24 protein-coding genes and 1 rRNA gene are annotated in these 25,198 nt (G+C 45.0%); 7 read left to right on the top strand and 18 right to left on the bottom strand.

What is annotated here, in order from left to right; genetic code table 11:
* Window positions 1–85 precede the first annotated feature (85 nt).
* The 4 genes from MHI38_RS19390 to MHI38_RS19375 form a co-directional block, all read right to left on the bottom strand.
* Window positions 86–1,641, bottom strand: a 16S ribosomal RNA gene (locus tag MHI38_RS19390).
* 600 nt (window positions 1,642–2,241) lie between these two features.
* A complete protein-coding gene (locus tag MHI38_RS19385) occupies window positions 2,242–3,465 on the bottom strand; it encodes a TraB/GumN family protein (protein ID WP_341181543.1) in 1,224 nt (407 codons plus the stop codon).
* Window positions 3,466–3,665: 200 nt separating this feature from the next.
* Entirely contained in the window at window positions 3,666–4,529 is an 864-nt protein-coding gene (locus tag MHI38_RS19380) for a DUF421 domain-containing protein (protein ID WP_253497710.1), read from the bottom strand.
* 140 nt (window positions 4,530–4,669) lie between these two features.
* A complete protein-coding gene (locus MHI38_RS19375; protein ID WP_341181542.1) occupies window positions 4,670–5,419 on the bottom strand; it encodes an IclR family transcriptional regulator in 750 nt (249 codons plus the stop codon).
* A gap of 200 nt (window positions 5,420–5,619) precedes the next feature.
* Here MHI38_RS19375 and MHI38_RS19370 point away from each other — a divergent pair, with 200 nt between their 5' ends.
* The 4 genes from MHI38_RS19370 (at window position 5,620) to MHI38_RS19355 (ending at window position 10,947) form a co-directional block, all read left to right on the top strand.
* Complete coding sequence (locus MHI38_RS19370) at window positions 5,620–6,852, top strand: MFS transporter (protein WP_341181541.1); 1,233 nt, start codon at window positions 5,620–5,622, stop codon at window positions 6,850–6,852.
* Window positions 6,853–6,877: 25 nt separating this feature from the next.
* On the top strand, window positions 6,878–8,584 hold the full coding sequence (locus MHI38_RS19365; protein ID WP_154892202.1) for a CocE/NonD family hydrolase: 1,707 nt from the start codon (window positions 6,878–6,880) through the stop codon (window positions 8,582–8,584).
* Between the two features lie 323 nt (window positions 8,585–8,907).
* Complete coding sequence (locus MHI38_RS19360) at window positions 8,908–9,378, top strand: MarR family transcriptional regulator (protein WP_341181540.1); 471 nt, start codon at window positions 8,908–8,910, stop codon at window positions 9,376–9,378.
* A gap of 150 nt (window positions 9,379–9,528) precedes the next feature.
* Window positions 9,529–10,947, top strand: a complete 1,419-nt coding sequence (locus MHI38_RS19355; RefSeq protein WP_341181539.1) for an MDR family MFS transporter — start codon at window positions 9,529–9,531, stop codon at window positions 10,945–10,947.
* A 151-nt stretch (window positions 10,948–11,098) separates the two neighbouring features.
* Here MHI38_RS19355 and MHI38_RS19350 read toward each other — a convergent pair whose 3' ends face one another.
* The 5 genes from MHI38_RS19350 to MHI38_RS19330 form a co-directional block, all read right to left on the bottom strand.
* A complete protein-coding gene (locus MHI38_RS19350) occupies window positions 11,099–12,397 on the bottom strand; it encodes an ABC transporter permease (protein WP_221787956.1) in 1,299 nt (432 codons plus the stop codon).
* Window positions 12,390–13,292 (bottom strand): ABC transporter ATP-binding protein, encoded by a 903-nt coding sequence (locus tag MHI38_RS19345; RefSeq protein ID WP_090918540.1) that lies wholly within the window; start codon window positions 13,290–13,292, stop codon window positions 12,390–12,392. The genes MHI38_RS19350 and MHI38_RS19345 overlap by 8 nt, the downstream gene beginning before the upstream one ends.
* Before the next feature lie 20 nt (window positions 13,293–13,312).
* Window positions 13,313–14,215, bottom strand: coding sequence for an ABC transporter ATP-binding protein (locus MHI38_RS19340; RefSeq protein ID WP_336121233.1), 903 nt, complete (start codon window positions 14,213–14,215; stop codon window positions 13,313–13,315).
* Between the two features lie 12 nt (window positions 14,216–14,227).
* Window positions 14,228–14,617, bottom strand: a complete 390-nt coding sequence (locus MHI38_RS19335) for a GntR family transcriptional regulator (RefSeq protein WP_090919013.1) — start codon at window positions 14,615–14,617, stop codon at window positions 14,228–14,230.
* Window positions 14,618–14,709: 92 nt separating this feature from the next.
* Entirely contained in the window at window positions 14,710–15,423 is a 714-nt protein-coding gene (locus MHI38_RS19330; RefSeq protein ID WP_221787954.1) for a hypothetical protein, read from the bottom strand.
* Between the two features lie 217 nt (window positions 15,424–15,640).
* Between MHI38_RS19330 and MHI38_RS19325 the strand changes: the two genes are divergently transcribed.
* Window positions 15,641–16,000, top strand: a complete 360-nt coding sequence (locus MHI38_RS19325) for a hypothetical protein (RefSeq protein WP_139168873.1) — start codon at window positions 15,641–15,643, stop codon at window positions 15,998–16,000.
* Window positions 16,001–16,133: 133 nt separating this feature from the next.
* Here the strand turns inward: MHI38_RS19325 and MHI38_RS19320 are convergent, their stop codons facing one another.
* The 9 genes from MHI38_RS19320 to MHI38_RS19280 all read right to left on the bottom strand — a co-directional run bounded on the left by MHI38_RS19320 (window position 16,134) and on the right by MHI38_RS19280 (window position 23,824).
* Complete coding sequence (locus tag MHI38_RS19320) at window positions 16,134–16,505, bottom strand: hypothetical protein (protein ID WP_154960588.1); 372 nt, start codon at window positions 16,503–16,505, stop codon at window positions 16,134–16,136.
* Window positions 16,506–16,585: 80 nt separating this feature from the next.
* A complete protein-coding gene (locus MHI38_RS19315; protein WP_090918548.1) occupies window positions 16,586–17,050 on the bottom strand; it encodes a DUF420 domain-containing protein in 465 nt (154 codons plus the stop codon).
* Between the two features lie 32 nt (window positions 17,051–17,082).
* Entirely contained in the window at window positions 17,083–18,015 is a 933-nt protein-coding gene (gene ctaG, locus MHI38_RS19310; RefSeq protein ID WP_154892196.1) for a cytochrome c oxidase assembly factor CtaG, read from the bottom strand.
* Between the two features lie 171 nt (window positions 18,016–18,186).
* Window positions 18,187–18,507: a cytochrome C oxidase subunit IV family protein gene (locus tag MHI38_RS19305; protein WP_090918552.1), complete on the bottom strand. Its 321-nt coding sequence runs from the start codon at window positions 18,505–18,507 to the stop codon at window positions 18,187–18,189.
* A 3-nt stretch (window positions 18,508–18,510) separates the two neighbouring features.
* The gene (locus MHI38_RS19300) at window positions 18,511–19,137 is read right to left on the bottom strand and encodes a cytochrome (ubi)quinol oxidase subunit III (protein ID WP_090918554.1); all 627 of its coding nucleotides are present in this window, start codon (window positions 19,135–19,137) and stop codon (window positions 18,511–18,513) included.
* Complete coding sequence (ctaD, locus tag MHI38_RS19295; RefSeq protein WP_445667239.1) at window positions 19,134–20,984, bottom strand: cytochrome c oxidase subunit I; 1,851 nt, start codon at window positions 20,982–20,984, stop codon at window positions 19,134–19,136. The genes MHI38_RS19300 and ctaD overlap by 4 nt, the downstream gene beginning before the upstream one ends.
* 71 nt (window positions 20,985–21,055) lie before the next feature.
* Window positions 21,056–22,108 (bottom strand): cytochrome c oxidase subunit II, encoded by a 1,053-nt coding sequence (coxB, locus tag MHI38_RS19290; protein ID WP_154892194.1) that lies wholly within the window; start codon window positions 22,106–22,108, stop codon window positions 21,056–21,058.
* A gap of 566 nt (window positions 22,109–22,674) precedes the next feature.
* Window positions 22,675–23,418 carry a type I methionyl aminopeptidase gene (gene map / locus MHI38_RS19285; protein WP_276539943.1) on the bottom strand — a complete coding sequence of 248 codons (744 nt, stop codon included), beginning with the start codon at window positions 23,416–23,418 and terminating at the stop codon, window positions 22,675–22,677.
* 217 nt (window positions 23,419–23,635) lie between these two features.
* Window positions 23,636–23,824 (bottom strand): hypothetical protein, encoded by a 189-nt coding sequence (locus MHI38_RS19280; protein WP_017690840.1) that lies wholly within the window; start codon window positions 23,822–23,824, stop codon window positions 23,636–23,638.
* Between the two features lie 395 nt (window positions 23,825–24,219).
* Between MHI38_RS19280 and MHI38_RS19275 the strand changes: the two genes are divergently transcribed.
* Window positions 24,220–24,492: a transposase gene (locus MHI38_RS19275; protein WP_145333884.1), complete on the top strand. Its 273-nt coding sequence runs from the start codon at window positions 24,220–24,222 to the stop codon at window positions 24,490–24,492.
* Window positions 24,493–24,563: 71 nt separating this feature from the next.
* The gene (locus MHI38_RS19270) at window positions 24,564–24,902 is read left to right on the top strand and encodes a DUF4870 domain-containing protein (RefSeq protein ID WP_090918563.1); all 339 of its coding nucleotides are present in this window, start codon (window positions 24,564–24,566) and stop codon (window positions 24,900–24,902) included.
* Window positions 24,903–25,198 lie beyond the last annotated feature (296 nt).

Raw genomic sequence — 25,198 nt, 5'->3', positions numbered from 1 at the left:
AAAACTGAGCAACGAGTGAGTAACTAGCCGACCTGGCTAGATTTTAGTTTTGAATGTCTTCATTGCAGAAGACGATTCTCCATAGAAAGGAGGTGATCCAGCCGCACCTTCCGATACGGCTACCTTGTTACGACTTCACCCCAATCATCTATCCCACCTTCGGCGGCTGGCTCCTTGCGGTTACCCCACCGACTTCGGGTGTTATAAACTCTCGTGGTGTGACGGGCGGTGTGTACAAGACCCGGGAACGTATTCACCGCGGCATGCTGATCCGCGATTACTAGCAATTCCGACTTCATGCAGGCGAGTTGCAGCCTGCAATCCGAACTGAGACCGGCTTTGTTGGGATTGGCTCCATCTCGCGATTTCGCAGCCCGTTGTACCGGCCATTGTAGTACGTGTGTAGCCCAGGTCATAAGGGGCATGATGATTTGACGTCATCCCCACCTTCCTCCGGTTTGTCACCGGCAGTCTATCTAGAGTGCCCACCCGAAGTGCTGGCAACTAAATATAAGGGTTGCGCTCGTTGCGGGACTTAACCCAACATCTCACGACACGAGCTGACGACAACCATGCACCACCTGTCTCAACTTTCCCCGAAGGGCACCTAACGCATCTCTGCCTCGTTAGTTGGATGTCAAGACCTGGTAAGGTTCTTCGCGTTGCTTCGAATTAAACCACATACTCCACTGCTTGTGCGGGTCCCCGTCAATTCCTTTGAGTTTCAGTCTTGCGACCGTACTCCCCAGGCGGAGTGCTTAATGTGTTAACTTCGGCACCAAGGGTATCGAAACCCCTAACACCTAGCACTCATCGTTTACGGCGTGGACTACCAGGGTATCTAATCCTGTTTGCTCCCCACGCTTTCGCGCCTCAGCGTCAGTTACAGCCCAGAGAGTCGCCTTCGCCACTGGTGTTCCTCCACATCTCTACGCATTTCACCGCTACACGTGGAATTCCACTCTCCTCTTCTGCACTCAAGTCACACAGTTTCCAGTGCGATCCGGGGTTGAGCCCCGGGATTAAACACCAGACTTACATGACCGCCTGCGCGCGCTTTACGCCCAATAATTCCGGACAACGCTTGCCCCCTACGTATTACCGCGGCTGCTGGCACGTAGTTAGCCGGGGCTTTCTTCTCAGGTACCGTCACCTTGAGAGCAGTTACTCTCTCAAGCGTTCTTCCCTGGCAACAGAGCTTTACGATCCGAAAACCTTCATCACTCACGCGGCATTGCTCCGTCAGGCTTTCGCCCATTGCGGAAGATTCCCTACTGCTGCCTCCCGTAGGAGTCTGGGCCGTGTCTCAGTCCCAGTGTGGCCGATCACCCTCTCAGGTCGGCTACGCATCGTCGCCTTGGTGAGCCGTTACCTCACCAACTAGCTAATGCGCCGCAGGCCCATCCCCAAGTGACAGATTGCTCCGTCTTTCCAGTTCTCTTCAGGCGAAGAAAACAAGTATTCGGTATTAGCTACCGTTTCCGGTAGTTGTCCCAAGCTTGAGGGCAGGTTGCCTACGTGTTACTCACCCGTCCGCCGCTAACCATCAGAGAAGCAAGCTTCTCTTCAAGTCCGCTCGACTTGCATGTATTAGGCATGCCGCCAGCGTTCGTCCTGAGCCAGGATCAAACTCTCCAATAAAGATGAATTTCGTCAGCGTCGTTAAACGCTGTGTAACTCATCGGGGTATTGAAAAGAGCGATAAGCTCATTTTGAATCTGACGAGATTAAAAAATCTCATTTTTGATCTTGCAAGCAAGATCCATACTCACTCGTTGTTCAGTTTTCAAAGATCAAACTTGACCTCGCTACCGAAACCAGTTCGTTTCAGCAACTCTTATATAATACCATGTCCGAACCAACTTTGCAAGCTCTTTTTTTCAAGTTTCTTTCGAAGCTTGTTTCAATGGCTTGCCGCACCGTGTAAGCTGTGTTTTCTTGGCCGGAATAAGAATATACCACGTATCGACTCCACTTGTAAAGTTTTATTTATTAAATTTATTTATCCACTTTTATCCAAATGAATATCAAGCTAAAGATTAGCACAGTCTATCACCACCCTCACTCTCCACCAACTGTAACCGACCAATTATCATTAGATAATAAAGACGCCTATTCATAGAAAGAAACCCTTTCAAACTAAGCGTCTGAAAGGGCTACTACGTGCATTCCTTTTATTGAAACAACTAAGATGAACCATAAAGAATAAACCATTAGATACCTTACCTAACTGTTTTCACCTTACTTGCGCTCTACCTTATATCCTTTATCCTCTAGCAACTTCACAACCCCGTGATCCCCTAAATAGTGTGCTGCTCCAACTACGATAAAGTACTCTTCGCCTTTGCCGTTTTTCAGGTAACCATCGATCTTGTCGGCCATACCGATATTGCGGTCTATCAACATCGCTTTGTTATACTCTTCATCATCGGAGAAGGTGTTGGTCAACTCCAGCAATTGCTCGTCATTACCTGTTTTCCACATCTCAGCCATCTGATTCGCGGAATTGTCCAGTACATCGAAGTTATCGATTGTGGAACGCAATGTTTTTTCCTGTAATTCTTTTGAGAAATTATCGAACATTCCTAATTGAGACTGGTAGGATTCAAGTTCAATGACAGGGATTTTACGCTCAATCGCTTTTTGAATAAAATACAAATCTACACCGGACGTTGCTTCCAGTCCAACTGATGACATCTTCAGACTTCCCAGCGTAGTTTCCACCACCCAAGGCTTAAATGCATCCAGCGCATTAGGCTCTAACCCCTTTTTCTTCAAAATATCACCAAGCTTGCTGTATGTCTCACTGGAAATATGATCCTTCAACGTTGTGCCATCCTGATATGAACCCATACTTAACACCAGCTTCTGTTGTTCTTCGTCTGCCGCTTTACTCAGATCTATTTCTACACCAAGATAGTCAGCTTCAGCAAACGCCTCTTCAAATTCAGGACGCAATGGGTAAAAACTTTTGTCTGCTACATGCATCGACCCTACCAGATATACGGTATTTCCGTTATTCTGCACTTCCCACATGAAGCCGCGTCCACCGTTTTGAGCGGTTTCAACCGTGCCGTCACCCTTGGATACGAGCAACACAGTTCTTGTAGCCTTATCCCAACGAACCTCATACCCTGCGGCATCGCCAACGATACGAATTGGTGCGTAAGTAACACCATTGATGCGAACAAGTTTGCTTTTCAGCGTTATGGTCTTGCCATTGACGATTGCTGTGATACTGTCATCGGTTGTACCCGCCAGTTTGGCATCAAGTGCATCCAGCGTTGTACGGAGTGGAACGAGAGTCGTTCCTTTTTCAACAATTGGTGCACCCGCAGTGTATGTAACAGCTTTATTATCGATTTTAACAGCCGTGTCTTGCGGAGCAGCCATTGCCGGAACTGCTGATGCGAGCAATCCTACTGAGACGGTAAGAGATAAGAGTACGTGTTTCCATTGCTTCATATATTATGTATTTCCCTTCTTCTTCTAATTTCTACACTTTTGATGTAGACAAAGATCAACGAGATCACTTTCACCTTCTATATTACGTTCTAATGTGAAGTTCGTTCCAGGAAATTTTCCAAATATTCATAGATTACTATAGTTTATAAAAAAAGCCCTGGCTTTAGCCAGGGTTTCAAATGGTTTTGTTATGTACCTTTTCACGACGGATTCGTTTTTTGATAAGCATGCATTGCCGTTTGAAATTGATCTAACGCCTCCTGATATTTAAGACGATCTTTGTCATTCGCTGCAAGTTGTTTTCTCATAATTAAATCGTCCTGCAATCGTTGTACCAGGTCTTTGATCTGATCATTTGGATTTGATTTGGCTGGTTTGGGCAAAGCCTCCGTTCCGGTCTGCACGGTCAGTTCTCCTTTACTATCCACCTGACCGATCGAAACTTGGCTTAAGGTCAGATCTAGCTTACGCAGTTCTTTTTTGACCCAATCCTCACTCACTGCAGCAGAATTTAAAGTTTCAGGTAGAATGCGACCATCCATAATGATCGTTCGCGGTTCTTTTTCCGAAGCAAGACGATACCCCAGCATGTCTGCGGTGAGCGGTTGATATTCCTTTTTTAATAACACACTGATATCTCCGCTCTGTTCCATTACCGCAAATTCCACATCGGCCACCCGAAAAACATCTTTCTTACGAAGCTGTTCCAAAAACTCATCAATCGTCAGTCGTTCCTTTTTCAGATTTTTCTGAATAACAGCTCCATTTTCAACAAGGATCGTTGATTTTCCATCCACAATATCTCGGAACTTTTTACTTTTCATCGTTAGATACTCTGCACCTGCCGAGAAAGAAACCCACACCAGCACAGCAAGAAAGCCCAAATACCAGCTTGTGTCGGTATCCAAAGAGATGTAACCTACCAGGTTCCCGAGCGTGATACCCGTTATATATTCAAACAAGGAGAGTTCAGAGATCTGCCGCTTACCTAAAATCTTCGTAATGAGAAACAGCATAGTTACCGCAGAAATCGTTCGTATAATAACCTCTAACCAATCAGGCACGTCGCATGCTCCTTTCCAAATGAAGTCCATATTCCTCGGATGACATAACTTCATTATTAAAGGTTATAATTAACATGCACGCCAGATTGTATGCATTGGAATGTTCAGTTTCTTGGCAATCTGATAGACCATCTACTTTTTTATCTTACTTGTCCAAGATGATATGAAATTTCTTTGGATGTCTCTAAAATTTTGTCGATCATAACACTCTTCTCTTCCTCTTTATACAGGCTCAAAGGGATTGCGAAAATAATGCTTCCGACTACATTGTGCGCGGCATCAAAGATAGGAGCACCGAATCCGATCGACTCATTTTTACGTTCACTGAACGTATAGGAGTATCCTTCACTTCTGATCCTCTCGATCTCCACCATAATTTGCTTTGCTTCATCTAATGGCACACTTTCCTGATTTAACACTTCCTTAATTTGTTCATCTGTTAAAAATGCTAAAATTGCTTTCCCGCTGGCTCCAATATGAATGGGTTGAAGCACTCCGAGCTCCAGGCGATACTGAAGAATGTTGGAACTATGAATACCTAAAATGAATGATAGCTTCTGATACTGCTCTTGATATTGTGCCAAATACACGGACTGTCCCACTTCATGCGACAAGGTCTTAAGGTAAGGTTCAGCTACGGATTTCAATCCAAAATTAGCACTAATAAATGATGAAAGTCGTACCCACTCATTCCCAATCGTGTACTTATTCGTTTCGGGGATAGTCTGTAAAATGTTCTCTTCTTTTAATGTCTTTAAAATACGGTGTATGGAACTAGGTGGACTTTCCAGATATCGTGCAAGATCATTGACTCCCCATACCGCTTGTCCATCAATGAAAGCCTTCATAATGGTTAATGTTTTCAAAGTTACGTTAGATTTATTGGTCATTAATAAGGCACCTTTCATCGTTAATCTTTATCTTGATTATAATGTAAGCGTATGCTACTATTCCAATCATACAACACACCCATTCCACATTCAAGAACACCATTCCATTATACGGAATGATAATTCAATTCCACTCATTAAGTTGAATGCCATTCCATATAGTGGAATGATAGGGGTGTGTACACATCAGGGGGGACAATATGAAAATTCACTATGCTTGGGTCATTTTTTTGGGATGCTGTATTATATCCTTCGTTGGTTTCGGATTAACAATCAATACAGCCGGTTTATTCTGGGGAGGGATGAGCACAGATTTAAATTTGACGCGTGCTGAAATCGCTCTCAACGCAACCTTTGGCGGGATTGCCGGTGCAGTTTCTTTATTATTTGCTGGTACAGTGTTTAAAAAGGTCAATACCAAACTGCTGCTCAGTCTGTCTTTCGGAATAACCGGCCTTTGTTTTATAGCATGTTCATTCATTCAAAGCGTCACTCCTTTCTACGGGATCAAAGTTGTCTTGGGAGTCATGCAGAGTATCTCCATTGTCATCTCCATCCCCATTTTGCTAGGTAACTGGTTCGAGAAAAAGCTGGGGATTTTGTTTGGAATTACAGGTGCGCTGACCGCTGTCGGAGGCTCGTTCTTTAATCCTATAATCAGTCATTTAATTCTTGAACACGGATGGAGAACAACTTATATCATCGTAGGCATTATATGTCTTGTCGTGCTTTTACCGACTGCCCTTCTGATGAAATTCAAACCTGAAAACGGTTTGCTTCCTTATGGTGCAGAAACGAACCATACAGCAGCAGAATCAAATCAAGCAGTCAACAATGTGGAAGCGAACGGTCTGTCGATAAAAGAGGCATCCCGCACACCTATCTTTTACAGCTTTATCATAGCTATTATCTGTTTTCAGGCAGCTGGCTCTCTGGCACAACATGTACCGGCACTTATTCAAAGCTTAAACTTCAGTTTACAAGTAGGTGCAAGTGTGATGTCCGCCCTGCTTATTGGAGCCGCCATTGGTAAACTGCTTATGGGCTTTATGTTGGATCATGTTAAACCCGTCATCGTACTACTTATTTTCACGCTCCTTGGAGCTTCTGGATGGTATAGTACAGGCGTATTCAACAATGTAGTCTTTTTGAATGGTTCTGGATTTCTGAGCGGGATGGGACAAGCCATCGTACTTACTGCAATCCCTCTATTGATTCGCGGATCTTTCGGAACGAAAGACTATAGTCAAATCCTTTCTATTATTCTCATGTTCGGTGCATTTGCCAATGCTGTTTCTGTATATATACATGGATCGATGTTTGATCAAACCCATTCCTACTCAGCCTCATTGATTTTGAACGTGGTAGCGTATACAATTGGTTTCCTTTGCCTTGCATTTGCTATTCAATTCAGAAAAAGAATGACCACATAATAAATTCGTTAGAAGGTGTAAAAAAATGAGATCATTCCAAGTAAATCCCCAATGGGAAGGTTTAACTAAAACGATCGAACAGGAAAACCCACCTTGCAAATATGAAATCCACGGTATGAGTGAAGCCATGGTTTCGATGCGAGATGGCGTTCAGCTTCATACTAGGATTTACCGGCCTAATCAAGGTGATTCTTGGCCATGCATTCTCGTACGTAATCCCTATCCCAATAACCAAGACTTGCTTGAAGCAACCTATACACAATTCGTCAGGCATGGTTATGTTCTAGTTATTCAATCCTGTAGAGGAACAGGACTTTCCGAAGGGGAGTGGTCTCCCTTTGTGAATGAACGTGAAGATGGCATTGATACATTGGAATGGCTAGTCCAGCAATCTTTCCAAAATGGAAACATTGCACTCTTCGGCCAATCGTACTGTTCATTTACAACCTGGATTATCGCTGATTCGTTTCCTAAAGAAGTCAAAACCGTATTTCTAGATCTTTTTGGAGTGGATCGCTACGGACAGATGTATATGAACGGTATGTTTCGGCATGACATATATACGTCCTGGGCGTTTGCGAATTCCGGGGTTGAAACGACGACCGATGCAGGCGAGCTGTATCAAGACTCTCTCAGCATTCTGCCTCATAACCAAGCAGACGAGAAACTTTTGGGCCGTACCCTTCCCTTCTACCAAAGCTATATTTCAGAGACGAGCCGTGAATCAAAATACTGGCAGGATGGAATATGGGCAGAGCTGTTAAATATTCCTGCCAAGATCAATATTCCAGTGTTTATGGTAGAGGGATGGTTTGACCATCATCTGGAGGGAGCCTTCAAAGGCTACAACCTGCTTCAAGATCACGTAAAACGTAAAAGCAGATTTGTAGTCGGCCCTTGGGATCATGTCGGGAATTCACCAGGTGAACGAACGTATCCTGATGCTAACCTTCTGGGAGCTTTTCGAATAAAAGCGGCCTTGGAATGGTTTGATATACATTTAAAAGGGAACCCTGGCACATTCAGCCCAATTTCCTTTTATCGTATTGGAGCTTCTCGGTGGGAAGAACGTCAGTCCATAACGGATCAGGATACAACCTGGCGTTTGTACTTTTCAAATAATCCTGAACAGCAACTAACCGACAAGCCATCGCAACCGTCAACAGTGAAGTATGTATACGATCCTTCCTCCCCCGTACCTACCCATGGAGGAAGTGCCTTACTCGCATGGATCATGCCTTCGTTTAAGGGTGCACCACATGGTAGTTTGGCCCAACCTGACTTTTCTGATCGCCAAGATGTCCTGAGGTTTGACTCTGCTGTACTGGATGAAAATACACAAATAACAGGCGGTATTAAAGTGTGCTTAGAGGTTAGTACAGATGCGGAGGATACGGCTTTTAGTGTGAAGATCTGCGAGGTATTTCCGGATGGTCAAAGTTTTAATATCGTCGATGGCATAACTTCTCTGAGATATCGGAATAACATTGATCAACCCGTGGATTATACACCCAACCAACCTGTACAGGTCATTATAGAGATGTGGCCAACAGCGTGGGAACTGCAAAAAGGTTCTTTTATTCGAGCAGAAGTATCTTCTTCTAATTTTCCTGCTTACCATGTACATTCCAATGTGAAAGAACCTTGGGCTTCCACATCCAAATACAAGATTGCAGCTCAGACCCTATATACAGGCTCTAACTATTGTAGTTATATTGAATTCCCTAAATAGATTGTATTTTTAAAAGGAATGCAGTCTAGTTAGCAAATCGTGCTTGCTTTAATTAATCGGATCAATTCATCAAATCAAAGATAAATAGGTGCCACTCCATTGCCGAGTGGCACCTATTTCAGTTACATGTCCCATCCATTTTGAAAATACATTCACTAATTATGACTCCCAGAATCCCATCATTTGATTTCACCTTATAAAAGGTTATAGTTTATCGTAGGAGATAAACGTTGTTAGTGATATTAATTCACGTACTACTATGTAAGATGGTGCTTCTATGTTCTGTCTCACTTTATCATATTACTCGTATGGGGTGACTAACCATGAACAAGCAAGAACAGGTTATGCTGAATTTCAGGGACTTATTTAACAAGTTAGTCTGGATTAATAAATCGAAGATGGAAAGCAGTCTTCAAGGGTACAAGCCTTCTGAAGTCCATTGCATTGAATTTATAGAGAAAAATGTAGATTCCAATGTAACCAAGCTGGCGGAGTCCATGTATATGACCAAGGGCGCTATAAGTAAATTAACGAAGAAACTCATTGAAAAAGGCCTGATTGAAGACTATCAGAAAACGAATAACAAGAAAGAAGTCTTTTTTAAACTCACCCAGCAAGGCAGAGTCGTATTTGACATTCACGAGAAACTGCATAAAGAGTTTCAGGAAAGAGATGAATCCGTATTCAAGCATGTAACGGAAGAGCAATTCGATCACATGCTGAACTTCATTGAACTGTACAGTAAACATTTGGACACCGAAATAAAGAAACAAGGTTTAGATATAATGAAGTGAAACAACTATAAATTAAGAATAAAACCAAGAGCAACCTTCTCTAAAGAGATATGGATGCTTTTTTTACACCTTTTTTATTGTTGACAAGGAAACTAAAAGTGGGTAGAATTTTGGTTGACGAGGAAACAATATTGATTAAAGGAGTGTAATATGCGTACAAACAAAGCAAAAGAAACCGGCATACCTAGACATATCCTGATTACCGCTTGGGCCATTGCTCTTGGAGCAATCGCTCCTATGTTAGATTCTACAATGGTGAATATCGCTGTAAGTCAACTCACAAAAGATTTTCATACCACATTAAGCACCGTTCAATGGGCCATTACAGGATATATTTTAGCCCTTGCCATTGCAGTTCCGGTATCTGGTTGGCTTATGAATCAATTTAATAGCAAAAAGGTCTTCATTGGAGCGGTCATTGCTTTTGGCGTAATCTCTTTACTAATTGGTGTTAGCTGGGATATATCCAGTTTTATCTTCTTCCGTTTGCTTCAGGGATTTAGTGCCGGAGTCATTACCACCCTCATGTTCACCCTCTTGGTTAAGACAACCGGACAAGAGTACTTAGGCAGAGTCATGGCGATTGTAAGCACTCCTATGATCTTTGGTCCTATTTTGGGACCCATCCTCGGAGGGTTCATTGTTCAAGTCGCATCTTGGCCGTGGATCTTTTTCATTAACGTGTTCGTTGTATTGATCTCTGCACCACTAATGATCAGAAAGATTCCAAACTACGAGCCTTTTAACAAAGAAAGCAAGCTCGATCTATTCGGAATTATCGTTTTATCCATTATGAGCATAGCTTTAATATACGGAATCACCAAAGCAGCGGATTATGCCACTTTCAACAATCAGGAGACCATCTTGTGGATGGGGATAGGCCTCGCTTCGGCTCTCTTATATCTCGTTTATAATCGTATTAAAAGGAATCAAACCGTTCTGCCCCTGAATTTGTTCACCCATAAGAACTTTGCAGCCTCAAGTGCCGGGCTATTCTTCGCGAATATCGCCATCATGGGTCCGTTGTTAATACTCCCTCTGTTCTTTCAAACCTTTCGACACTTCACAGCCATTGAAACAGCAGTTGCACTCATTCCTCAAGGCGTTGGTATGCTGATTACTCGGCCTTTCATTGGAAAAATGATCGACAGCATTGGTGCAAAAAATGTGCTGATCGTCAGTCTCTTCCTTTCCCTTATTGGGTCCATTCCTTTTATCTTCATCACAGATCATACAAGTATGATCTGGATTTCAGTAATCTTATTTATTCGCGGTGCCAGCGTTGGGGGCATTAGTCTTCCACTAATGAGCGAAGCCTACAATGGACTGGGCAACAAGCAACTTCCGGAGGCGGGTGTTGGAATAAATATCATTGAAAACCTCGGTTCAAGCTTCGGCTCAGCCATTATTGCGACGGCTGTTGCAACAGCTATACAAGGTTTGCATCCATCCATTGCAAATCAATTGCAGGCGTACCATATCGGTTTTCTTATAGCCGCGATCATTCTGGCACTGATCTTTATCCCCGGCCTGTTTCTTACGAATAAAAAGAAGGTGCACCCATTGTAGAGTAGCACCCATTCTTTTATCCAACGTTAAAACGAATCCAGACCAACAACTCCATCTTTATCCGAAAAAGGAATCATGGCCACCTGAACATCAGGAGGCCATGATCTACTTCTAATTATGACAACGCACAACATAATCGTCGTTTGAAATATTAAATCTTGTACGCCTTCATCGCTTTAAACAACTCTTTGAAGGTTGGACGTTTGCCGTACATCAGTACGCCCGTGCGATAGATTTTAGCTGCGAGCCAGCCAAAGACCAGAATGGATACAGCCAGAATGGCAAGAGACGTTAGAATCTCCCAGGTCGGTGCAACGCCTGCCCCGATCCGTACAAGAATCGCTGTTGGCGAGGTGAACGGAATGAAGCTTGCAACTTTGAGCAATAAAATATTCGGTGCAGAGATGCTGAAGAGTGCAATATAGAATGATACCAGGGACAGCATCGTGATTGGCAGAACTGCCTGCCCCAGCTCTTCCGTACGGCTGACCATTGAACCGACGGCTGCGAACAGCACTGCGTACAGGAAGTAACCCAGGATATAGAAGATCAATCCATATACAATTACAGCGATATTAATGTCGCTAACACTTAAATTGAAATCATCCAGTACTGCGCGGTTGTGCGGTAATAGAATATTCCCCGCAATAACTGCGCCGAAGATTCCGATCTGTAACATACCTACCATGAAGATACCGATGATTTTACCAAACATTTGACTGAGTGGAGATACACTCGTAATCAGAATCTCCATGATACGTGAGCTTTTCTCTGCTGTGATCTCGGAAGCAATCATATTACCTGTCATCATCGTAGATGTGAACAGCAAGATGATTAACAAGTACACAACGATATAGTTGATCGGACTCATTGATTTTTCCGCACCAGCTCCAGCCTCACCATCATCGGCGCTTAGACTCTCTGCAGTCAGCTTCACAGGTGTTGTAATCAACGCCTTCTGTTCAGGTGTCAGTACATCCTTGACTACGACATCCAGCTTCACACTTTGCAGAGCAGATTCAATAGCCGTAGTGATCTGAGGTGAAATGTCATCTGTGGAATATAAAACAGGCTTCGGGAACTCCTGTCCTACTACCGTTTCAAGTTTCAAATAACCATCAATCAGGCCTGCCTTCGCATCTTCCTGTAATGCAGCTTCGTCCTTATCCCCACTCACGATGAAACGATACGCCTGATTTCCCTGAGCAGATGAGAAGTCTTCCAGCTTCTGTGCTACATCCTGCTGTTCCGTTGTCAGAAGACCGATGTTGACAGGATTTTTACCGGAAGCTCCGCCGCCAATTGGTCCGCCATTGAATAAAGTAATGAAATATGGAACATTGAGTCCAATCGAAATTAAAAGTGCAAGTACAATGGTAGTAACCATAAATGACTTCGTTTTTACTTTGTTTTTGAACGTGAAACCTGTAATTGTGCCCATTTTATTCATTCGACTCACCTACCTCACGAATAAAGATTTGGTTAAGCGTTGGTTCCTTGATCTCAAAATGCTCCACGGTGGTCTGTGCCATTGCCGTTTTCAAAATCTCCTGAGCGGCTGCAACCTCACTGACCTGAATCTGATATCCACGTTCGTTTTGCTCCACTCGTTTCACACCTGCCAGCTGCTCAAGTCCTTCTACCTGTCCAAGAGTACTGAGGTAAACTTGCTCACGCGGATAACGGCTCTTAATCTCCTTAATCTCACCTTGCACTACCGTGTTAGAACGATGAAGTATCGTGATCTGACGACACAATTCCTCGACATGTTCCATCCGGTGTGTAGAGAACAAAATGGCTGTACCTTCATCACGCAATTCTTTAACCGTTGATTTAAGCAACTCTACGTTAACTGGATCAAGTCCACTAAAGGCTTCATCCAGAATGAGAATCTGCGGTCTATGTACCACCGCGGCTATAAAGCCCATTTTCTGCTGGTTTCCTTTGGATAATTCCTCGATTTTTTTATCATAGTACTCCGGCACTTCGAAACGCTTCAGCCAGTACTTCAGACTCTCATCGGCATCCTTGGCTTTCATTCCGCGAAGGCGTGCCAGGTAATTAATCTGTTCGCTAACTTTTACCTTGGGATACAATCCGCGTTCTTCGGGCAAATATCCCATAATCTGTTGCAGCTCTGTATTATATGGCTTCCCGTTGTACAGAATGTTACCACCATCCGGGTGGATTAGACCGAGCACCATGCGCATCGTTGTTGTTTTACCGGCGCCGTTCGCTCCAAGCAATCCGTAAATCTCGCCCTCTTTTACATTAAGCGTAACTCCATTGACAGCTGTTTTGTCTGCGTACTGTTTGACGACTTGCTTTAGTTCCAATCGGTTCATTCAGAATCGTCTCCCTTCGGTTATCTCCACTGTACGGGTGCATACCCGGCAATCCAATATTCAAGTACTTCTCCCAGTTCCAAATTGCGAATTTTGAGCACCCGGTGATTGGATAACTCCAACCTCTCCTGCGCTTCGCTCACCCGGGTTGTAATCACACGGATCAGACCATTCTCTTCCTGAAAAGATTCAACTACACCAGGAATATTCTCGGGCCGCAAATCCCCTTCGTACCAGATCTCCTTCCACTGCTCAAGCACTAGGTCTTTCTCTGCCATACCCAGAACCTGCCCGCGGTGCATCAGCACGATGTAATCTGCCAGCCGCTTCACTTCATCTGCAATATGCGTGGCAATCAGAATGGTTGTGTCTCCACCTTCCATATAATCACGGAACTGCTCCACCATTACCTTCCAAGCAAAAGGATCAAGACCGGACGAAGGTTCATCCAGAAGAAGCAGTTTAGGACGTGCAGCAAGTGCTGCGGCTATTTCAAACTTCCTTCGTTCTCCCTTGGACATCTTGGTCAGCTTCACATCACTTGGCACATCCATGTCTGTCATAAGCTGTTTGAACAGCTTCATATCCCACCTCGGGTACCAATGTGATCTGAAATCGGCTGCCTCCTGCGGCGTCATCCGATTCTCTTCAATACCACTGTTATCTGCCACAAAGCTAATCTGTTGTCTCAGCTCAATCGGGAGTATCCCCGAATGCTTCTCCTGTCCAAACCATATGATCTCACCACTATCCGGTAGTACAATTTGTTGCAACATGTTAAGCAATGTGCTTTTGCCAGAGCCGTTATGCCCCAGAATGGCAACCACATATCCTTCCGGAATCGTGAGATCAATCGGCCCAATAACCCTGCGTTTACGCATCTTGGATACACCATTTAATTGAACGGCTATAGGTTCCACCATACCTCCCCCTCCTTACTTCGAATAATTTGCTCTTAGGGCTTCCCGGAACAAAACTTCCATTTCCTCTTCTGTGCACCCTACAGCTTTGCCCGACTGCACCGCAGCTTGCATCGCTTCCTCCGCTGCCTTCAGCCTGTAGTTCTCTCGTTCTCCCGCCTCAACCTGGGCCACAAATGTTCCTGTCCCCTGCTTCGTGCGAAGCAGGCCTTCATTCTCCAGATCCTGATAGACCCGTCTAACCGTAATTACACTGCAATTCAGCGCTCCGGCAAATTCACGAATGGACGGCAAATGTGTCCCCTCCCCCAGTTGACCCGTTATAATTAACGACCTTAATTGGTTCTCAATCTGGTGATACAAAGGTTCAGCGCTATTCTCATTTATTTGAATGGGTATCTTCACATCTTGCACCTCGCCCTCCGGTACACTTCACTCACTTGCCTGAACGTGCCGGTTTCATCCTTTATTCTTTTTATCACTAATTCTGCTGCCTTCTAACTCAGATCTCTCACGGCAAGCTTCTTCAACGTCACTCGACTGAACCCCCATAATGTTGCCAAACCTGCAACCACCGCAATCCACATGATCGGAGATAACAAGCCCCACAGTTTACTGTAGTGTATTACATACCAGAATCCATAATTACCCGAGAGGCGGATCAGAACAGCTATCACAACGGCCATCGGTAAGAACATGAAGCTAAGCATCAAATATTTTTTACCACTGAAGAGAAACTCTCCGTAAATATATAATCCCGTAATCAGGAGTCCATATCCTGTGCAACTCAGCGCAAAGGCTAAATACTGATCCCATGTGAAACCTTCCTTGTGTAATCTGACTGCATATAATGATCCGTAGAAGAAAAAACCATTATATGCGAATGCAATCAGAGATTGCTGCAGTCTTGACCACATCACAGTTTCATTCGGAATCGGGAGCCTTCGATAAAAGGCGAGCAACTGTGTGTAGGAATCTTCTTGTATGTAGCGGAAGGAACGTCTGCTGAAAAGAAATCCTAGGAACGGGAGCATAATGAGAAAAAACGCATCTACTACCGGGTTAATAAAATTACTCTGTTGCTGCCCAATCAGCATTACGCCGCTCATACTGCCTGTGTAGATCATAAATATGGCAGACCATAACCACTGCAGCTTATCCTTACTATAATCGTTACGGGTTAGCCACCACGCTTGCTTCCATGCATCCATATCTATGCCTGCCTTTCAACTGTCTTCCTTCATCTGGTTTACTGTGCTTTTGTTTTGATCACTGTGATTACTGTATATATCAATATACACAGTATACAGACCTATCGCATGTTCCGTCAACCCCTTTTTTTCCTGAATCAGGAAAGCAGGATAGGAAAAGAATCCATTCTGCGATAAGATATACACAGCGATTTTAGTTGAGAGGAATGATCACCCTATGGGATGGCTTATTGAGCCCATACTTGTATTTGGTTTTATCCTTGCGATGATCTGGCTCATCATTCGAAGTGAGCCAGGTCGGGTTAAGAGCAAAAGTGACAGCAAAAGGCATTCCAGACAGTCCAGACAGCATCATCATTCGTCTAGCTCGGCTACGTCTTCTTCTATGATGACCTCTGACTTTTCGACGGACTCGCATACCAGGCCCACTCACGACCACCGACTCCATCACGATCACAAACATCACGATATAGATTCTTCTTCGGGCTCTCATCATCATTCGAGCAGTGATCACGGAAGCAGCGACAGCGGTGGGGATAGTGGCGGAGGCGGAGATAGCGGTGGCGGCGGAGACTAACAGCCTCTGCTCTACCTCAAGAGAAAAGAGCTGTACCCCACACTGTGAATCAATCACAGAAGGGCACAGCTCTTTTTTCTTTTTCTTTTTCTTTTTCTTTTCCGGTCACCTGATAGCAGAAGAGGCTCATGTTTTACACGAGGTTGTAGCCTGTTGGCAAGCTGCGGTTTCTACGGATGGCGCGAATCTCAGCCAAAGTGAGACGCTGATTGGTGGAGATCAACGACTCTACATCTTCGCCGCGGATCAAGTCATCCAAATCTCTCAGATTGGTGTTCCCGCGATAGACACGGAAGCCTCCCTGGAAGTTTGGCCGTGTAAACACCACAAGTGTTGCATTCGAACTCGTTGAAAAGAAGCGCAGGCTCTCAACCCCGTCCAAAATATTGTCCAGGTTGCGAAGTCCAGTGTTACCACGATAAATGCGGCTTCTTCCTCTGTAGTTCTCTTCGGAATACACGGTAAGACGAGGATACGTCTGACTGATGCTGACTGTTTTTTTCATTTTGGTTCCCTCCTCTCAAACTCATTCTATGAATGAATAAGAGAGATGGTATGGACTAATCATCTGCGAGATTCATCCATTTAAGCGCCGAGGATAACTTCCCATACCGGACTTGTGTGTCCCCCCGGATAGAGCAGATATAACAACACATATACCACCGTACCTGTCAGTGCAGAGCCAAACCAGATGATGGAGGTAAATTTCCCCCAGCGGCGATGTTTTCCAAAATTCTTTTTGAAGCCAAGTACCAGTGTCGAGATACCAAATACAGCGGCAACCGTGGCCAGAATAATATGAAAGATCAGAAAGATGCGGTAAAAGATCTCCATATCCGGGTCTCCGCCCCAAGCCGTATTACCAACAAATACAGTGCGGGACATGTAGATTACAAAAAAGATTAGAGCTGCGATCGCTCCCGCTACCATAGCAGACTGGTGTGCCTCACGTTTACCACGAATAATTAAAGCCCAGCCAATCGCCACAAGTATCGCACTAAGCACAATGAACGAAGTACTGATTGTAGGCAGCCAAAAATACATATCCATCGTGTGTTCCCCCTTTTGTCGTCACATTACACTCACGATTTGGCGGCCGGATTGAGCGGCCCCTGCTCTTTACCGCCACCAGCAGGCGAGAGATCATCATCCTCTTCCTGTCTCTCTTTCCGATACCATTGAGAAAACACATAAGCCAGCATAGACACAAAGATGCCCTCCTGGATAAACTTCATAAGAATCCCACCCACCTGCTGATCCTCCTTCGTGGAAGACAGGACATTAAAGAACGCCGGCCCTCCGAATGAACGAAGAATTGCCGAGGAGTCGCCAGATACGCAATACCTCATCGCTTCAGCCCATATGGCCGGGTTGCTATACGTCTGATACAGCGGTTCGGAAGCAAAAATGATTAATCCACATGCAGGCGTTAACAGCACCATGTTCAAAAAGATAAATCCAACCTTTGACAAGCCTGAAGCTTGTCTACCCTCTGGCAGAGGGTTAAGTAACGTCCACCACATCAGCATGGATGTGATAAAAAGTACGATATAATACAACCGGTGAACGGTAAAATTCAACATGACATAATCATGCACAACGGGCAGATGATACAAGGAAAACAGTCCGTTGAACAACACTGCCGCTACAATGGGATGCGCCAGGAAGGAAAGCTTGCGAGTAGGCAGCCAGCGCACAATACCGCGCCATACCCAAGTCGGCAAACCTTTCATCATCAATGGCGGAGCAACAAGGTAGGATAATGCCATGCTCACCATGTGGAAGCTGAACATTACATGACCCAGTAGATTGAAGGGACCCGCTTGTGCCAGATATAGAGCGAACAGACCTGCGAGAAACATGATTTTCTGTCCGGTAGTTGCTGGCTCTGCGCCCTGTACTTTCTCGCTGAACGGACCCACTAATACGAGATAGGCTGCCGCAATAATCAAAAATAAAGCAAGAATAAGCGGACTCCATAAGTCGTCAAAACTAAAATATTGCAACCCGAGCATACGGGAAACCTCCCCGTGACCTGTTTTGGTGAACATTTATTTCACTTACCACGATGTCATACTCTCTTGATGACAGTACATTGGAACGATCCAGAGATGCAAACCTCCATCATTCATCATTCACTCGTATAAAAGGGGAAAAGACGGCGGCATTCGCCGCCGCCATCTCTCTTACCACCAGACCCAGAAGAGGGCCATAATAATACATGTAAAGGCTACAAAAAATCCAAAGGCCATAAATAGTATTGGCATCAAGTGGCCTTTGTCCTTCAAGTGCATCCAGTAACCAAGTTGCACAAATACCTGCAGAATGGCCATGACAACCATAATAATAATGGTGAAGGTTGTGTTAACCCCTCCGGCTGCAGCAGCTGCAAAGGCAATCAACGTGAGTATAATGGAGAAAATAAACACGACGACATGCTTCGAAGGCCCTTCCGCACGGTGACGGTGCTTCACCGGCTGTTGATCACTTTGATCCTGAGCGGACATGTGTTACCCCACCTTTCCGAGCAGGTACACGACCGTAAAGATGAACACCCACACAACGTCGATGAAGTGCCAGTACATGGCTGAGACATAGACTTTCGGTGCGGTTACGACCGTTAATCCTTTTTTGAACAGTTGCCCGATAATGATTCCGATCCACACAATACCGAATGCAACGTGGGCTCCGTGGAACCCGACCAGCGTGTAGAATGCCGAACTGAAGGCGCTCGTGGTCATGCCAAACTCTTTATGTTTCACGTACTCGTAGAACTCGTAAATCTCCAGACCAAGGAATCCCAGACCTAGAACAACTGTGATCCCCAGCCACAAAGCCAGTGAATTTCGGTTCCCTTTGTGCATCGCCTGAATGGCGAATACACTCGTCAAGCTGCTGACCAAGAGGATGAAGGTTGCTGCTGCCACAAGCGGCAGATGGAACAGTTCATTCGCTGTAGGTCCATCATTGGTCTGCCCGCGAAGTGCGAGGAAGGTCGCGAAGAGTGTACCAAACAGTACCGTCTCACCGCCAAGGAACAGCCAGAAGCCAATCAGCTTGTTGCGTCCTTCCAGCGTTGCCTTCTCTGGTTCGTGCGGCAGTTTGCCGTTTACCGGCTCGGCATGTGAGGTTGTCATGTTCTCGCCCCCTTCTCGTCCTGATCCTCGGGTTCAATGTGCCAGCCGTGATCGTCATATAATGAGCGCAGTGCCATCGCACCAAATGTAATGAGAAGACCGATAATAAGCACAATATAATTATTGAAAATAAAATTCATGAATTCCATTTCGAATTTGTCTTTGCTGAACATTAGTCCAAGTCCGGCGATAAAAATACCTACCGACATCACAAACGGCAACGGTGTAGCAGATGGCATATGAATGGAACCTACCGGCTCCGCCGGAGTCATCTCCTTGTTGCCTGCCATCTTTTCTTTCCAATATGCATCGATACCACGCACCAGTGGTGTTTGTTTGAAGTTGTACTCTGGCGGCGGCGATGGAATCGTCCACTCCAGTGTACGGCCGTCTTCCCACGGATCGTTTGGTGCATCGATTGGTTTCTTTGTCGTGATGACGATGTTCACCAGGAAGATAATGACCCCTACGCCCATAAGGAACGCCCCGATGGAGCTAATCAGGTTAAGCAGGTCAAAATCCTGATTCGGCAAGTATGTAACAATCCGGCGTTGCATCCCCATCAGACCGAGGAAATGCTGTACGAAGAAGGTCAGCTGGAACCCGATCATAAATGTCCAGAATGTCCACTTCCCGAGCGACTCACTTAGAATACGACCAAACATCTTCGGCCACCAGTAATGAAGTCCGGAGAATAATCCGAGAACCAGTCCGCCCACAATAACATAGTGGAAGTGAGCTACAACAAAGTACGTGTCATGGAACTGGAAGTCTGCCGGGGCAGAAGCCAGCATGACACCGGTAACCCCACCCATAACGAAGGTTGGTACAAATCCGACAGCAAAGAGATTGGCCGCCGTAAAGCGAATCTGTCCGCCCCACATCGTAAAGAGCCAGTTGAAGATTTTGATCCCTGTCGGAACCGCAATCAGCATCGTTGAGATCGAGAATAACGCATTGGCCACGTTACCCAGGCCTGTCGTAAACATGTGATGCGCCCATACCATGAAGCCCAAGAAGGCAATCAGAATGGTTGCAAATACCATGGAGCTATATCCAAACAACCGCTTACGCGAGAAGGTTGGAATAACCTCCGAGATAATGCCGAATGCCGGCAAGATCAGAATGTAAACTTCCGGGTGTCCGAAAATCCAGAAGATATGTTGCCAGAGCACGGGGTTACCGCCACCTGCAACATCGAAGAAATTCGCACCGAGAATACGGTCAAACGTCAATAATACAAGGCCCACCGTGATGGCAGGAAAAGCAAACAGGATAATGGCTGATGTAATAAACGTGGTCCAGGTAAACATCGGCATCCGCATATAGGACATGCCTGGCGCACGCATGGTGATAATGGTAGCCAGGAAGTTAATGCCTCCGATGAGTGTACCCAGACCGGCGATCTGAAGACCGATCGTATAGAAGTCTACACCGTGTGTTCCGCTATACTCCGAACCGGAGAGAGGTGTATATGATGTCCAGCCTGCGTCCGGCGCGCCTCCCATGATCCAGCTCAGATTAAGTAACAAACCACCGAACAAAAATGTCCAGAAGCCCAGAGCGTTAACAAAAGGGAACGCTACGTCACGTGCCCCGATCTGCAAAGGGACCACCGCATTCATAATGGCGAAAATAATCGGCATCACGCCAAGGAAAATCATCGTAGTTCCGTGCATCGTAATCAATTCATTAAACACTTGCGCCGATACAAAATCGTTCATCGGCTTCATCAGTTGAATCCGGATCAAAATGGCTTCAATTCCGCCAATGCCGAAGAAAAGTCCGCCTGCAACCAAGTAAAGAACGGCGATTTTTTTGTGATCGACGGTGGTGATCCAGTCCATCAAGCCCTTGTACCGCTTGACGCTATGCGCATGAGCCAAGGTTGTGTACCCCCTTCTTCATCCTTGCTGTTCTATTCGTAGTCCAATTTGTAATTGGCCAAATATTCGGCAATTCCGTCGATTTCTTCATCCGTCAGTCCCAGACTCTTCGGACTTGGCATCGTATTGCCCGGCTTCACAGCTTGTGGATCATGAAGCCACTCTTTCATGTTATCCAGTACCGGTTTACCTTCTTCCTGACCTTCACGTTGATTCAGCAAAATACCTGCAACGGATTCCTTGCCACCAATACCTGTAAGGTTAGGTGCAACAGGTCCGCCCTGATCGCCTACAGCGTGGCAAGACAGGCAGTTCGTTTTGAATTTCTCAGCAAGCTGTGTGTCCTCAGGAAGCACAGCTGGCGCTTTCATCGCGTTAACCCAGCGGTCAAAGGACTCCTGGCTAACAGCCTTAACTTTGAATTCCATGAAAGCATGAGATCTACCGCATAACTCGGCACATTTACCACGGTAAACGCCTTCATTTGGAGCAGAGAAGCTGAATTTGTTCAGTGTTCCATCCGGGTTTGTGTCCATTTTGCCCGCAAGTGACGGCACCCAGAAGGAATGAAGCACGTCCGCGGTTTTCAATTCGAATGCAATTTTCTTTCCGGTCGGGATGATGAGGTCTTGAGCGGTGGTTATGTCATACTGAGGATAAGTGAATTCCCACCAATACTGATGTGAGGTTACCTGGACCTTAACTGCGTTTTTGTCGCTCGACAAATCTTCACCTTGGGCGAAAATCGTCTGAACCGTTGGTACAGCCAAAATAATGACCAGCAATAGAGGAATGGCTGTCCATATTACTTCCAGCTTGAAATTGCCTTCAACCTGTTCGGGTACTTCATTCTGCCCGGCTCGTCTGCGAAACTTAATCAGGACATAGGCAGCAATTGCAAATACAATGATGAGCACCACGATCATAATCGCAATAGACAGCTTCATCAGATCATATTGGCCTTGCGCCACAGGACCCTGAGGTTTCATTACTGACAAGTCTTCCCGCCCGCATGCGGATAGCAGCAAAGAGAACACCGCCAGCAAGGGGAGAATTCGCTTTGCAACCTGCCACTGTTTCATCATTGATCTACCCCACTTTTTTACGTTTTCGTAGATTACGTTGTCGTCGGTACAAAGGCAACACATGTACGTTTCAGCACGATACACATAATCCTCTTCATCATATAGGATGCTTACAAAAATAACGCTTCCAGTACTCCCGTCATTTCCTGTCCAGGGCATGTCTGCGCATTCTTCCAATTCATTCTATATGCTTCAATCACTTATTAAATATAAGTTGAGGGTATGATTTTGTCAATCTTTGGACACATGTTCACAAATTGTTCACTTTATGTATAAAACCGCATCACAACTTGGTTTGCAAACGATTTCACTTAAAAGTATTACAATTAACCACTGAAAAATTTTGCCAAATTTCGGTGATGATATCAGATTTCTTGGCGACTTTTATCACAATAAAAACATGCAAGATTATGCAAAAAGATTCTTCGCCTTTTCAGGAAACTATTACCACACCGACTGGAAATGGACGATTCTGCCCCATGGATCTTCGAGTCGATATTTGCATGGAGCATTCACGCCAGCTTTACAGCATTTCAATTATTCAATTATAGAGGGAAAATTTTCGTTTAAGTTCCATCTGTTAGGATCAACGGCCCATCCTTGGTAATGGCTACGGTATGTTCATACTGCACGCCCCAGCTTTCATCCAGCGTTCGGACTGTCCAGCCATCCTCATCCCACACTACAGCCCCGGAGCTACCCTTCGTGAATATGGGTTCAATGGTTATGACCATGCCTTCAGTAAGCATCATTCCTGTTTTTCGTTTTCCATAAGGCAGTACATTCGGTGGCTCATGGATATATTGCCCTATGCCATGGCCGATAAGCGGTTTAACGATTCCATATCGGTACAATCGTGCCGTTCGTTCAATTGCGCTACCAATGTCTCCAAGTGTATTCCCTGGAACGGCCTGTGCTATCGCCTTATAAAGCGCCTTTTCCGTACGTTTCATAAGCCGACGAATAGATCTGCTCGGTTCATCTATGGCATATGTCCAGGCCGAATCAGCAAGCCAACCGTCTTTGTTTACTACCATATCAATCGTCACGACATCTCCACTTGCAAGTGCCTGGCTTCCAGGAAACCCATGACAGACCACATCGTTGACGGAAGCACATGTAGCATAGGGATAACCTTTATACCCTTTCTGCTCAGGTGTGGCTCCATGATCCGCGAGAAAGGCTTCAACGTGCTCGTTAATCTCCGCTGTTGTGGTGCCTGGAACCATGTACTGTTCAATATGTTGATGGCATTCTTTTAATATCCGTCCCGCTTCTCGCATGTAGCCAATCTCTTCTCTGGTTTTCAATATAGGGTCCACATGCCTTCATCCTTCCTGCTGTAGGTATACTTCCATGTATATGCAGGCAATTCAGAACAAAGCCCCTAAAGTGACACTAAATCCAAGATAATATAGATACATGCTAATTGACTCCACAAACGCAAAAAAAACCGTCTGCCGGAGCCAAGGCCCGAGAGACGGTTCTATTCATATTGGAACAGTATAATCAGAAGTTGGTGTTGTTTCAGGATACGGAAGAATCCATCTTGACAAGTTCATGCTCAACGACAGAAGTCAATTCTTCCTCATATCCACCCGTAATCCGGTATTTTCTCACATACTCCTTCACGAATTTTTTTGGATCTTTAGGACGGAAAATCCGAGTCATTTCCCTCAAACTTTCTTTGACCTCATTGTGACCTTTCGTTGCCATTGTAATTCCCTCCCAAAACGTTGAAAGTGAATGCTCCGTTTAGAGAACGCCGAATAAGTCTTAAATGCCATTCATGAAGTTGTGTGCGCGGCTTAAAGCAAGCTTTAGGTCGGGAACCTCGCCGAATAGCAAGTACCTGACACTATAAATACCCGATATGATTCAGGTTGAATCATAATCTTATTGTATCATATTCGGAACCTCGTTACGACTTGACGATTTTTCCTAATATATATAACGGTTTTACTGCCCAAAAAGTTTAATTCCGAATCATATTTTATAAAATGTTTATTCTATACGGATTAATCTATCCAGCATAACCCGCAACTATTCGGGGGATATTATCTTGGATCACCAAATTAGTTAACTATATGGAACTAAAAGGAGGACCTGTTATGGAACGAAAAGAACAGGATATGTTACCCCTTTCGCATGAAAAGGTCGAGGTCGACGGCGTTTATATCAATGAAGCCGGGCAGGAAGAGCACCTTCACCGGGGGCAAGAGTTTCCTGCCGATCTCGTACTCGGCAAGACCGAATGGAAGCTGACAGAGTATGCATTCGATAATCATCATGAAGGAAAAACAGATGAGCGTCTGGTGCCGAAGGAAGATGATGAAGATAAAAAAGGGAAAATAACCAGCCCTCGCAGACAGATTCAAACTTAATCCATTCATCGGTTCAGTTCTGTCCACCTCCTACATAGCCTATATAAAAAGGACAAAGGAGGCTGGGCCGAATGTCTCCCATGAAATCGTCCAGCGGTCTGGATGAAAATATAGCCGGCATGTTGTGTTATTTATTCACGTTTGTAGGCGGCATCATCTTTCTAGCCGTGGAGAAGCGCAGCCGATTTGTGTTGTTCCATGCCCTTCAATCCGTGACGGTTTTCGGACTGATTATGGTTGGGCATGTACTGTCGGCCTTTCTCCCACTGTTTGGTCCACTTGTAGCTTCACTGTTATCCCTGCTAGGTGTAATCGTATGGCTCCTGACCGTCGTTACAAGTCTGCAAGGAAAATGGCTGAAACTGCCTTGGGTTGGTGATTTTGCCGAGAAGCAGATGCGGCACCTATAATATCGTATCGTGCAATAACAAGAAAACACCGAAACAATGGTTTGTGCTGAACCCATTGTTTCGGTGTTTGCTGTGCGTAAATTATGTTAACTGTCCAAAATAAAGGTTAACTTATACTTCATCGCATTGATATTTTATAACGTGAATAATATAAGAAATAAATCATTTATATGCTGAGTCAACATGCTTTATGACGTGAATCATTCATCATGTACGCTTTACATAATAACCCTTCTGACCATGCATCAGGCTAAAAGGAACAGCGATTCCGGCCAGTTTATGAAGGGATAGAATCC

This window comes from Paenibacillus sp. FSL K6-1558 (genome assembly GCF_038002565.1).
Taxonomy (GTDB): domain Bacteria; phylum Bacillota; class Bacilli; order Paenibacillales; family Paenibacillaceae; genus Paenibacillus; species Paenibacillus polysaccharolyticus.
Note: the sequence above shows the minus strand (reverse complement) of the source record. Positions and strands in the feature narration are given on the sequence as shown.